This window comes from Lentzea sp. NPDC058436 (assembly GCF_042721515.1).
GTDB lineage: Bacteria > Actinomycetota > Actinomycetes > Mycobacteriales > Pseudonocardiaceae > Lentzea.
Map to the genome: position 1 here is coordinate 244302 of NZ_JBHXLF010000004.1, position 11752 is coordinate 256053.

Below are 11752 nucleotides of genomic sequence, written 5' to 3' on the forward strand. Positions count from 1 at the left end.
GTGGCTCTCACGCCGCCCGGGACCCCACATCCCTGCCCCGGAGGGAAACTCGTGAAAATCACTGGTCGCATCGCGGCCGCACTGCTGACGTGCGCCGCGCTCTTCACCACGACGGTCGGTACCGCCTCGGCGGCCAACCTGGACGAACCGCGCCTCAAGGACATCGCGATGCAGATCGTGTCCAGCGCGGAGAACTCCTCCACGGACTGGAAAGCGCAGTTCGGCTACATCGAGGACATCGACGACGGCCGCGGCTACACCGCGGGCATCATCGGTTTCTGCAGCGGTACCGGCGACATGCTCGACCTCGTCGAGCTGTACAAGAACCGCAAGCCCGGCAACGTGCTGGAGAAGTACCTCCCCGCACTGCGCAAGGTGAACGGCACCGAGTCCCACTCGGGCCTGGACCCGAACTTCACCAAGGACTGGAAGACCGCGGCCAAGGACTCCACCTTCAAGGCGGCACAGGAGTCCGAACGCGACCGCGTCTACTTCAACCCGGCCGTGGCGCAGGGCAAGGCCGACGGCGTGCGGGCCCTGGGCCAGTTCGCCTACTACGACGCGATCGTCGTGCACGGCGACGGCGGCGACAAGACCAGCTTCAGCAACATCCGCAAGCGCGCCCTCGGCAAGGCGAAGCCCCCGTCGCAGGGCGGCAACGAGACCACGTGGCTCAACGCCTTCATGGACGCCCGCGTGTGGGCCATGAAGCAGGAGGCGGCCCACGAGGACGTCTCCCGCATCGAGACCGCACAGCGCGTGTGGCTCAAGGCCGGCAACTTCGACCTGAAGACGCCGCTGAAGTGGAAGGTCTACGGAGACAGCTTCACCATCAACTGAAATCCCGCTGACACAGCGGAAGAGGGGCGCCCCAGTCCGGAGCGCCCCTCTTCCGCACGTCGGTCCTACAGCTGGGTCCAGTCCAGCACCGGCGCCGCGAAGTCGCGGATCGACGCCAGCAGGCCGAGCCGGGCCGCCTTCACCTTCTCGTCCTCGGCCATCACGAGCACCTCGTCGAAGAACGTGTTGATCGGCGCGGTCAGCCCCTCGGCGGCGGCGAAGAACGCGGCCAGGCCGACGACGTCACGCGGAACGTCGTCGAACGCCTTGTGCAGCGCCACTTCCGCCGGCTCGGAGAGCACCGAGGCGTCGTACGAGGCCTCGACGGCACCCGGCACGATCCGCCGCACGCGCTGCAGGGCAGCGGCCAGGGCGTCGAAGGACTCGTTGCCCGCCAACGACTCCAGCTGCGCCAGCGTCTCGTCCGCGAGCACCGGCGAGTCGGCCAGCGGCAGCACCGCCTGCACGAACCGGTGCTCGTGCCCCGCGTCGAGCAGCGCCTGCTCGTACCGCCGGACCGCGAACTCCCGTGCGGTCTCCAGGGCCTCGGCGGAGACCTCAATCCCTTCAGCTGCAAGGGACAGCGCCACCGGCAGCGTGATCGCCCGCAGGTCGGGGAACGCCCGCAGCACCGTCACCGCGCCGAGAGCCGCACGGCGCAGGCCGAACGGGTCGGACGAACCGGTCGGCTGCGCGCCGATCCCGAACAGACCGGCCAGCAGGTCGAACCGGTCCGCCAGCGACAGCAGCGCGCCGGGCACCGACGACGGCAGCGCGTCACCGGCCGACCGGGGAAGCTCCATCTCCCACAGGGCCAGCGCGACCTCGGAGGTCTCCCCCGCCCGTGCCGCGTACTCCCGTGCCATCACACCGGCCAGCGACGACAGCTCGATCACCATCTGCGAGCCGAGGTCGAACTTGGCCAGCGCACCGGCGCGGTCCAGCGTCTCGCGGTCGACCTCGACCACACCGGCGAACCGGCCGGCGAGCGAGGCGATGCGACCGGCGCGGTCGGCCATCGAGCCGAGCTTGTCCGCGAACGTCAGCTTCGCGAGACCGGCCTTCATCTCCTCCAGCGGCGTCTTGAGGTCCGCGCGCCAGAAGAACGCCGCGTCCTCGTACCGCGCCCGCAGCACGGCCTCGTTGCCCGCCCGCACCAGGTCGACGTCCACCGACCCGTTCGCCACGGCCACGAAGTGCGGCAGCAACGAGCCGTCGGACGACCGCACCGGCAGGTAGCGCTGGTGCTTGCGCATCACGGTCGTGAGGATCTGCGCGGGCAGCTCCAGGTACCGCTCCTCGAACGAGCCGAGCAGCGGCGTCGGCCACTCGACCAGGTTCGTGACCTCGTCCAGCAACCCGTCGACCTCGACCACACCGCCGATGGACGCGGCGAGCTCCTGCGCGGCGGCGACGATCGCGGCCGACCGGGCGGCGGCGTCGACCTGGATGCCGTGCGACTCCAGGAACTCCAGGTAACCGTCCGCCGTGGACACCTCCACGACCGGCTGGTCGACGGTCCGGTGCACGCGGGTCGAGGTGCCCGAGGCGAGCGACGACACCGCGACCGGCACCGGCGTCGAGCCGAGCAGCGCGAGCAGCCAGCGGATCGGGCGGGTGAACGACAGCTTCGGGTCGTTCCACTTCATGTTCTTCTCGGAACGCAGCTCCGCGACGACCTCACCGAGCAGCCCGCTGAGCACCTCGACGGCACCACGTCCGGCGTCGCTCTTCGTCAGCGCCACGAACTCGACGTCGTTCTCGACCACGCGGCCCAGCGACGACACCTCGACGCCCTGGCCGCGCGCGAAGCCCTGCACGGCCTTCGTCGGGTTGCCGTCGGCGTCGAACGCGGCGGACACGCGCGGGCCGCGCACCGTGCGTTCGGCGTCCGGCTCACGCGGGGAGACGGCGGGCACCAGCACGACGATCCGGCGCGGCGTGCCGTGCACGGTCACCTCGCCCGAGGTCAGCCGCGTGGCCGCCAGCTTCGTCGTCACGGCGGAACGCACCGCGTCGACGGTCCGCAGCACCTCGTGCGGGGGCAGTTCCTCGGTGCCGATCTCGAACAGCAGCGTCGCCGGCGCGACGACGTCCTCGAAGGACGAGGGCTTCTCCACCACGGCAGGGAGTTCCGCGACACCGAGAGGATGCCCGAGCTCGGACCGCCTCTCCGCCCACAGCGCGGCGACCTCCCGCGCCAGCCCGCGCATCCGACCGAACGCGCGGGCGCGCTCGGTCGTGGAGATCGAGCCGCGCGCGTCGAGCACGTTGAAGATGTGCGAGCACTTCAGCACGAAGCTGTGCGCCGGCACGGGAAGCCGGGCGTCGAGCATGCGACGGGCCTCGGCCGCGAACTCCTCGAAGAGGCGCTTGTTCGCCTCCACGTCCGCGTCGTCGAGGTAGTACCGCGACATCTCGTACTCGGCCTGGCCGAACGCCTCGCCGTAGGAGATGCCGGGCGCGTAGGCGATCTTCTTGAAGTGGTCGACGCCCTGCAGCGCCATCATGATCCGCTCGATGCCGTAGGTGATCTCCACCGACACCGGGTCCAGCGTCATGCCGCCGGCCTGCTGGAAGTACGTGAACTGGGTGATCTCCAGGCCGTCGAGCCAGACCTCCCAGCCGAGGCCCCAGGCGCCGAGCGCCGGCGAGGCCCAGTTGTCCTCGACGAACCGGACGTCGTGGCCGCGCACGTCGATGCCCAGCGCCTCCAGCGAACCGAGGTAGAGCTCCTGCGGGTCGCCGGGGTCGGGCTTGAGGATCACCTGGAACTGCGTGTGCGTCTGCAGCCGGTTCGGGTTCTCGCCGTAGCGGGCGTCGTCGGGCCGCACGGACGGCTCCACGTAGGCGACGCGCCACGGCTCGGGACCCAGCACCCTCAGCACGGTGGCGGGGTTCAGTGTCCCCGCCCCGACCTCGGTGTTGAACGGCTGCACCACGATGCAACCTCGGTCGGTCCAGTACTTGGTCAGCGCGAGCAGCGCGTCCTGCATCGTCAACACGGCGACGAGTCTACGAAACAGACAAAACCGCTGGTCAGGGGGCCTTGATCAGGTGGTCTTCGCCACTGTGCCACCCTGTGCACAACCGAGTGGCGGCCCCGCACGTCTACTTGGTGTACCCGAATGTGCCGAGAGGAGTGGGTGTGGACAACCGGCCGCCGCGGCCAGGAGACCCGAACGGGAATCCCAGGCGACCCTCCGCCACCCCGCGTCCGCAGGCAGGTCAGCCCCGCCGCCCGCAGGTGCCGCCGCGAGGCTCAGAGCCCCCGCGCAGGCAGCCGGGCAAGGCCGAACCGCCGAGGCGGGAGCCCCCGAAGCGCTCCGAACCACCGCGTCGCGAGTCGGCGGGCCGCAACGACCCTCCGCGCCGCGAGTCGGCGAGCCGCAGCGAGCCCCCGCGCCGTTCCGAACCGCCCCGCCGCGAGTCGGCCGGTCGCTCCGAGCCTCCGCGCCGTGAGCCCCAGCGCACCCGCTCCTCGTCGTCCGCCGCGAGCCCGGTCGCCGACCGCCCCACGGTCCGCACCACCCCGGCGAAGGCCAGGTCCGAGGCCCCCGCGCCCCGCCCGCGGCCCCGTCCCGCCGCCCGCCGCCCGGTCAAGTCCGAGCGCGGCGCGCCCACCGGCGCCAAGATCTTCATCAGCATGGTGTCGGCGACGATCCTGCTGGTCACCGGTATCGCGTGGCAGAACCTGACGGCGCTGACCGACGGTCTGACCAAGCAGGACCTGAACCTCGCTGACGCGTCCGAACGGCCCGCCGACGGCGCGATCGACATCCTGCTGGTCGGCATGGACAGCCGCACCGACGCCAAGGGCAACCCCCTGCCGCAGAACATCCTGAACGAACTGCAGGCGGGCGGCACCGACGACGGCGGCTTCAACACCGACACGCTGATCCTGCTGCACATCCCGAACGACAGCGGCAAGGCCTACGCCGTCTCGTTCCCGCGCGACTCCTACGTGAGGATCGCGGGCGGCTACGGGCGACACAAGATCAACTCCGCCTACGGGTACGCCAAGAACGACGCGGCCGAGAAGCTGCAGGGCAGCGGCAAGACCGGGCCCGAGGTCGAGATGGAGTCGCGCAAGGCGGGCGCGAACAACCTCATCGAGACGATCCAGACCCTCACCGGCGCGACGATCGACCACTACGCCGAGGTCAACCTCGTCGGCTTCTACGACATCACCAAGGCCATCGGCGGCATCGACGTCTGCCTCAACACCAAGGTCCGCGACAGCTTCTCCGGTGCGAACTTCCCGGCCGGCCAGCAGACCATCTCGGGCAAGGACGCGCTCGCGTTCGTCCGCCAGCGCCACGGCCTGCCGATGGGCGACCTCGACCGCGTCGTGCGCCAGCAGGTCTTCATGGCGGGCCTCGCCAAGAAGGTGCTGTCCGCGGGCGTGCTCACCGACAGCACCAAGCGCAGCGACCTGATCAAGGCCCTCGGCAGCGCGATCGTGCTCGACGACGGCTGGGACATCACCAACTTCGCCCTGCAGATGAAGGACCTGACGGGCGGCAACCTGACGTTCCAGACGATCCCGACGGGCAACCCCGACCTGCAGACGCCGGAGGACGGCTCCGCGGTCGAGGTGACCGAGTCCGAGGTCAAGACGTTCGTCAAGAACCTCGGCAAGGCGCCCGCGTCGTCGAACCCCGCCGACCCGAAGTTCGACAAGGCCACGGTGACCGTCGACGTCCGCAACGCGTCCGGTCAGCCCGGCCTCGCGGGCCTGGTGCTGCAGTCGCTCGTCGCGAAGGGCTTCAAGGAGGGTCAGACGGGCAACGCCGAGGCCATGACGAAGTCCGTCGTCCGCTACGGCAAGGGCGGCGAGGCGGGCGCGAACGCCGTCCAGGAGGCCCTCGGCGGTCTCAAGATCGAGGAGGACGTCAACGTGCCGGCCGGCGCCGCCCGCGTCTTCCTCGGCTCGGACTACTCCGGTCCCGGCGCCCAGGGTTTCACCGGGTCGGGAATGCTCGCCCTGGACGGTGCGCGTCAGCAACCGGCTGACCCCGCGGCCCCTCCGCCCATCTCCGCGGACGGCGTGCGCTGCGTGAACTGATACTCAGAGTAGAGAGTTATCCCCCGTTCGGGGGATTCTGCCAGTAAGTTGCGTAAGCGACGAAGCACCAGCGCCTTCCATCACCGTGAGACCCGCTCACGGGGTGGAGGACAAGAGTGCAGACTGCGAACGGCCAAATCGACACAGCGGCGTACCAGCGCGTGCTCGGTGATGAGATCCGCAGCCTTCGCAAGCAGCGCGGATGGACCCGCAAGGAGCTGAACAAGCGCCTGCAGACCGAGATCTCGCTGCAGACGCTGGCGACCTACGAACTCGGCACGCGGCAGTGTTCCGTCGTGCGCCTCGTGGAGATCTGCCACGCCCTCGACGTCCCTGCGCACGAAGTCCTCGCTCGTGTGCACGAACGCTTCTTCGGCGACACCCCCGCCGGTCACCTGTCGCTGAGCCTCACCGCGATCGCCGCCGCCGACAACCCGCGGATCCTGCCGCTCAAGCGGTGGGCGGCCGGACGGCTGCACGCGCTTCCGCCAGGTGCCTCACCCGAGGTGCACCTCGACCTGCCTGCCCTAGAGAACATGGCGCAGCTGTGCCAACTCCCGACCGTGGAACTGATCCGGATCCTGCGCGGACTGAGCCGGTAGTTGTACCGAACCCCGTTCACACCAACGCAACGACCGCCTGGAAAGGGGCGGATTCCAACGCCGGTAGAGTCGCCTGCGTGAACGATTCCCCCGCCCGCCTCCCTCTGCGGACCGCAGCCGCCGTGAAGCTGGGCAACCTGAGCTCCACGTTGTCGCAGAAGATGGGCCTCGGCGCCGGCGGCATGATCGGCGGCCGGGTCGCGCTGAAGCTCGACCCGCAGGCGCTGAACCGCCTCACCCAGGGCCGCAGGGTCGCCGTCGTGACGGGCACCAACGGCAAGACCACCAGCACGATGATGCTGGCGAGGGCCGTGGGCGCGCTGGGCGAGGTCGCCACGAACCACAGCGGCGCGAACATGCCCGACGGCCACGTCACGGCGCTCTCGAAGCAGCCGGACGCGCCGTACGCGGTGCTGGAGTGCGACGAGGCCTACTTCCCGGCCGTCGCGGGCGCCAGCAACCCGTCCGTCGCCGTGATCCTGAACCTGAGCCGCGACCAGCTCGACCGCGTCGGCGAGGTCAGGACGATCGAGCGCTCGCTGCGCGACTCCGTCAACAAGCTGCAGAACTGCACGATCGTCGCCAACTGCGACGACGTGATGGTGACGAGCGCGGCTTGGAACGCCTCCAAGGTCATCTGGGTCGCGACCGGCACGGGCTGGCACCACGACTCGGCGAGCTGCCCGCGCTGCGGCAGCCCGATCCGCTGGCAGGGCGAGCACTGGCACTGCACGGGCTGCGACCTCGCGCGCCCGCACCCGAACTGGATCACCGCCGACGAAGCGATGATCACGCCGGAGCACCAGAAGCTCGAGCTGCGGCTCACGCTGCCGGGCAAGTTCAACCAGGCCAACGCCGTCATGGCGTCCGCGGCCGCGCACGCGATGGGCGTCCCCGCCGAGGAGGCCGTGCGCCGCCTGCGGGGTGTCTCCAACGTGAGCGGCCGCTACCGCACGATCCAGCGCAACGGCCGCAGCGCGCGCCTGTTGCTCAGCAAGAACCCGGCGGGCTGGAGCGAGACCCTCACGGTCGTCAAGGAGGCCAACCACCCGGCCGTCCTGGTGATCAACGCCCAGGAGGCCGACGGCCGCGACCTGAGCTGGCTGTGGGACGTCCCCTTCGAACGCCTGCAGGGCCGCACGGTCATCGCGTCGGGCGAACGGGCGACCGACCTCGCCGTGCGTCTGACCTACGCCGAGGTCCAGCACACGATCGTTCCCGACCCGCTGAAGGCCATCGACCAGATGCCGCAGGGCGCGGTCGAGGTCATCGCCAACTACACCGCGTTCCGCGACTTGAATGCCAGGGCTGCCGCTGATGAGTGAGTCGACAATCCAGATCGCGCTCGTGCTGCCGGATCTCCTCGGCACGTACGGCGACTTCGGCAACGCCGTGGTCCTCGAGAAGCGCATGACGTGGCGCGGGATCAAGGCCGAGATCGTGCCGATCAACTACGGCCAGCCGGTGCCGGACTCGTGCGACATCTACGTCGTCGGCGGCGGTGAGGACACCGCGCAGACGCTGGCGGTCAAGCACCTCCGCGAGCACCCCGGCCTGCAGCGCGCCGTCACGAAGAACGCCGTGGTGCTGGGCGTGTGCGCCGGCATCCAGATCTTCGGCGAGAGCTTCACCCGCGCCGACAACGTGACGCACCCCGGCATGGGCCTGATCGACTCGACCTCGCACGCCGGCGGCAGCCGCGCGATCGGCGAGGTCGTCGCCGAGCCGGCCGACGGCCTGTTCGCGGGCCCGCTGACCGGGTTCGAGAACCACCAGGGCCGCACGGTGCTGGGCCCGGCCGCCCGGCCGCTCGCGCACGTCAAGGTCGGCACGGGCAACGACGGCAGCGTCGAGGGCGCCGTCCAGGGCCGGATCGTCTGCACCTACCTGCACGGCCCGGTGCTGCCGCGCAATCCCGCGCTGGCGGACATGCTGATCGAGTGGGCGACCGGCACGAAGGTCGCGCCGATCGATCTCCCGGCCGTCACCGCTATGCGTGCGGAACGGGTGAAGGCAGCTTCATAGCCACACCCGGCCAGATCACGTTCATCACGTAGTCGGTTGCGAGCGCAGGTCCCACCGTGGGCCTGCGCTCCATCCACACCGCGAGCCGTTCGGTCGCGCCGACGACCATCTCCGCGAACGCCTCCGCCTCCAGCGGGTCGATCTCCGGCGTGAACGACGCCAGCACGGCCCCGATCATGTCCGTCTGCTGCTGGCGGATGCCCTCCACCTCTTCCTGCGCCGACGGCACGGCCACGGCCGCCTCCTGCCGCAGCAGTGCCCACGACCGGCGGTGCTCGTCGATGAACTCGAAGAACGCGAGCAGCCCGAGCCTCAGGAACTCCTCCGGGCTCGCCGCACCCGAGATCGCCGCCGCCGTCTTCTCGCGCAACTCCGTGCGCGCACGGTGGATGCAGCCGATGAGCAGGCCTTCCTTCGAACCGAAGTACTCGTAGAGCATCGGCTTCGAGACGCCGACGCGTTCGGCGATCTCGTCCATCGACGTGGCCAGATACCCCTGCTCGGCGAAGATCTCCTCGGCGACGGTGAGCATCTGCGCCATGCGCTGGGCCTTGGGCATGCGGCGCCGCGGAGCAGTCACGAAAGGAGTCTACCGCTCGTAACTTACTTCGAGTAACCTACTGCGAAGTAGCAACCGCGAGCGGAGGGACCTCCCCATGCATCGAGAGACGAAAGTGCTCGTCATCGGCACCGGCTTCTCCGGCCTGGGCATGGCCATCGAACTGAAGCGCCGCGGCGAGCACGACTTCGTGGTTCTCGAGAAGGCCGCCGACCTCGGTGGCACGTGGCGGGACAACTCCTACCCGGGCTGCGCGTGCGACGTGCCGTCGCACATGTACTCGTTCTCGTTCGAGATGAACCCCAAGTGGTCGCGGATGTTCGCGCAGCAGGGCGAGATCCAGGGCTACCTGCAGCGCGTCGCCGAGAAGTACCGGCTGCGGCCGCACATCCGCTTCAACACCAAGGTGTCCGGCGCGCGGTGGGACGACGAGGCCAAGCGCTGGACCGTCACGACCGAGCAGGGCGACACCTACACCGCGCAGGCCCTGGTGGCGGGCGTCGGCGCGTTGCACATCCCGAACATCCCCGAACTGCCCGGCATCGAGAAGTTCGGCGGCAAGACCTTCCACTCGGCGCAGTGGGACCACGACCAAGACCTCACCGGCAAACGCGTCGCCGTCATCGGCACGGGCGCGTCGGCGATCCAGTTCGTGCCGAAGATCGCCGGCCAGGTGGCGTCGATGAAGATCTTCCAGCGCACGCCGCCGTGGATCATGCCCAAGGCGGACCGCGAGATCAACGGCTGGGAGCAGAAGCTGTTCCGCGCCTTGCCGTTCACGCAACGCGCCTACCGCAACTTCGTGTACTGGACGCGCGAGTCGTCCGCGCTGGGCTTCGCGGTGAACCCGAAGATCATGCGGTTCGCGCAGGGCATCGCGTTGCGGCACCTGAAGAAGCAGGTGCCGGACCCGGCGCTGCGCCGCAAGCTCAAGCCCGACTACACGATGGGCTGCAAGCGCGTGCTGATCTCGAACGACTTCTACCCCGCGCTGGGGTACCCCGGCGTGGACCTGGTGACGGACAAGGTCTCCGAGGTGCGCGAGAAGTCCGTCGTGGACAGTGCGGGCGTCGAGCACGAGGTCGACGTCATCATCTACGGCACCGGGTTCCACGTCGTCGACTCGTTCGACTACCTGGACATCCAGGGCAAGGGCGGCGTCGACCTCGCGAAGCAGTGGCGTCAAGAGGGGATCGAGACCTACTACGGCATCACGGTCTCGGGCTTCCCCAACCTGTTCTTCCTGCTGGGCCCCAACACCGGACTCGGGCACAACTCGGTCGTGTTCATGATCGAGTCCCAGATCCGGTACATCTCGCAGTGCCTCCGGCTCCTCGACCAACACCGCGCAGCGGAGCTGGACGTGCGGTTGGAGGCCCAGCAGGAGTTCAACACCGAGATCCAGCGCAAGCTCACCAAGGGCGTGTGGACCCAGGGCGGCTGCAAGAGCTGGTACCTCGACGCGCAGGGCGTGAACCGCACCGTGTGGCCGGGATTCACCTGGCGGTACTGGATGCGGACCAAGCGCGTGCGCGCCGAGGACTACGTCCTGACTACGGCTGCACGATGACCTTCAGGGCGGTCCGCTCGTCCATCGCCTGGTAGCCCTGGGCGACGTCGGCGAGCGAGACCGTCCTGTCGAACACCGGGCCGGGGTCGATCCGGCCGGCGAGCACGTCGGCCAGCAGTTCGGGCAGGTACGCCCGCGCCGGCGCGACACCTCCGCCGATGGCGATGTTGCGGTTGAACAGCTTGTTCAGCGGCAGCCCCGGCATCTCGTGCGGCACACCGACGTACCCGATCCGGCCACCGTCGCGCACGATGCCCATCGCGGTCGTCCACGACTGCTCGGTGCCGACGCACTCCAACACCGCCGACGCGCCGAGCCCGCCGGTCATCTCCTTGATGCGCTCGATGGCGGCCTCACCGCGTTCGGCGACCTGGTCCGTGGCGCCGAAGAGCTTCGCGATCTTCGCCCGGTCCTCGTGCCGCCCCATGGCGATGATCCGCTCGGCACCGAGCCGCTTGGCAGCCAGCACACCGCACAGGCCCACCGCGCCGTCACCGACGACCGCGACCGTCGCGCCGGGACCGACACCAGCGCCCATGGCCGCGTGGTGCCCGGTGCCCATGACGTCGCTCAGGCTCAGGAACGCGGGCAGCAGCGACGCCGGCGCGTCCGCGGGAACCCGGACCAGGGTGCCGTCGGCCTGCGGCACCCTGACCGCCTCGCCCTGCCCGCCGTCGCTGCCCTTGCTGCCCCAGAACCCGCCGGCGCGACAGGACGTCTGCAGCCCGGCCTGGCAGTACGCGCACGTGCCGTCGCTCCAGACGAACGGCGCGATGACGCGGTCGCCGACCTGGACGCTGCGGACCTCGCTGCCGACCTCCTCGACGATGCCGAGGAACTCGTGCCCGATCCGCTGCCCGCCCTCGCGCTTGGCCACGCCCCGGTACGCCCACAGGTCGCTGCCGCAGATGCACGCGAGCTCGACCCGGACGACGACGTCCGTGGCCTCCTGGACCGCCGCGTCCGGCACCTCCTCAACGCGGATGTCTCGGGTGCCGTAGATCGTCGTAGCCCGCACAGGGCGCCTCCTCTGCCTCGGTGTTCGTCCTTTGCATCGTGCTCCTGGTCGGCGGTTCGCGCCGAATCGA

The 11752-nt window shown here is 69.8% G+C and carries 9 protein-coding genes; 6 read left to right on the forward strand and 3 right to left on the reverse strand.

What is annotated here, in order from left to right; all coding sequences use genetic code 11:
* Nucleotides 1-51 precede the first annotated feature (51 nt).
* On the forward strand, nucleotides 52-840 hold the full coding sequence (locus ACFWN2_RS19720) for a chitosanase (protein ID WP_382429140.1): 789 nt from the start codon (nucleotides 52-54) through the stop codon (nucleotides 838-840).
* A 65-nt stretch (nucleotides 841-905) separates the two neighbouring features.
* On the opposite strand, the gene ACFWN2_RS19725 is transcribed toward ACFWN2_RS19720, so the two are convergent.
* Nucleotides 906-3836 (reverse strand): glycine--tRNA ligase, encoded by a 2931-nt coding sequence (locus ACFWN2_RS19725; RefSeq protein ID WP_382429654.1) that lies wholly within the window; start codon nucleotides 3834-3836, stop codon nucleotides 906-908.
* A gap of 152 nt (nucleotides 3837-3988) precedes the next feature.
* Between ACFWN2_RS19725 and ACFWN2_RS19730 the strand changes: the two genes are divergently transcribed.
* The 4 genes from ACFWN2_RS19730 (at nucleotide 3989) to ACFWN2_RS19745 (ending at nucleotide 8535) form a co-directional block, all read left to right on the forward strand.
* A complete protein-coding gene (locus ACFWN2_RS19730; protein WP_382429142.1) occupies nucleotides 3989-5908 on the forward strand; it encodes an LCP family protein in 1920 nt (639 codons plus the stop codon).
* A gap of 116 nt (nucleotides 5909-6024) precedes the next feature.
* On the forward strand, nucleotides 6025-6510 hold the full coding sequence (locus tag ACFWN2_RS19735; RefSeq protein ID WP_382429144.1) for a helix-turn-helix domain-containing protein: 486 nt from the start codon (nucleotides 6025-6027) through the stop codon (nucleotides 6508-6510).
* Between the two features lie 77 nt (nucleotides 6511-6587).
* Nucleotides 6588-7835, forward strand: coding sequence for a MurT ligase domain-containing protein (locus ACFWN2_RS19740; RefSeq protein ID WP_382429146.1), 1248 nt, complete (start codon nucleotides 6588-6590; stop codon nucleotides 7833-7835).
* The gene (locus ACFWN2_RS19745; RefSeq protein WP_382429148.1) at nucleotides 7828-8535 is read left to right on the forward strand and encodes a type 1 glutamine amidotransferase; all 708 of its coding nucleotides are present in this window, start codon (nucleotides 7828-7830) and stop codon (nucleotides 8533-8535) included. The genes ACFWN2_RS19740 and ACFWN2_RS19745 overlap by 8 nt, the downstream gene beginning before the upstream one ends.
* Here ACFWN2_RS19745 and ACFWN2_RS19750 read toward each other — a convergent pair.
* On the reverse strand, nucleotides 8501-9076 hold the full coding sequence (locus tag ACFWN2_RS19750; RefSeq protein WP_382429656.1) for a TetR/AcrR family transcriptional regulator: 576 nt from the start codon (nucleotides 9074-9076) through the stop codon (nucleotides 8501-8503). The genes ACFWN2_RS19745 and ACFWN2_RS19750 overlap by 35 nt on opposite strands.
* 115 nt (nucleotides 9077-9191) lie before the next feature.
* On the opposite strand from ACFWN2_RS19750, the gene ACFWN2_RS19755 reads away from it, so the two are divergent.
* The gene (locus ACFWN2_RS19755; protein ID WP_382429150.1) at nucleotides 9192-10664 is read left to right on the forward strand and encodes a flavin-containing monooxygenase; all 1473 of its coding nucleotides are present in this window, start codon (nucleotides 9192-9194) and stop codon (nucleotides 10662-10664) included.
* Here ACFWN2_RS19755 and ACFWN2_RS19760 read toward each other — a convergent pair.
* Nucleotides 10648-11682 carry a zinc-dependent alcohol dehydrogenase family protein gene (locus ACFWN2_RS19760; RefSeq protein WP_382429152.1) on the reverse strand — a complete coding sequence of 345 codons (1035 nt, stop codon included), beginning with the start codon at nucleotides 11680-11682 and terminating at the stop codon, nucleotides 10648-10650. The two genes, ACFWN2_RS19755 and ACFWN2_RS19760, sit on opposite strands and share 17 nt — an antisense overlap.
* Between the last annotated feature and the right edge of the window lie 70 nt (nucleotides 11683-11752).

Bases quoted from the DNA above. Each gene is read 5' to 3' on its own strand.
- ACFWN2_RS19750 (WP_382429656.1), bottom strand. From the start codon at position 9,076: ATGGCGCAGATGCTCACCGTCGCCGAGGAGATCTTCGCCGAGCAGGGG.
- ACFWN2_RS19755 (WP_382429150.1), top strand. From the start codon at position 9,192: ATGCATCGAGAGACGAAAGTGCTCGTCATCGGCACCGGCTTCTCCGGC.
- ACFWN2_RS19745 (WP_382429148.1), top strand. From the start codon at position 7,828: ATGAGTGAGTCGACAATCCAGATCGCGCTCGTGCTGCCGGATCTCCTC.
- ACFWN2_RS19725 (WP_382429654.1), bottom strand. From the start codon at position 3,836: ATGCAGGACGCGCTGCTCGCGCTGACCAAGTACTGGACCGACCGAGGT.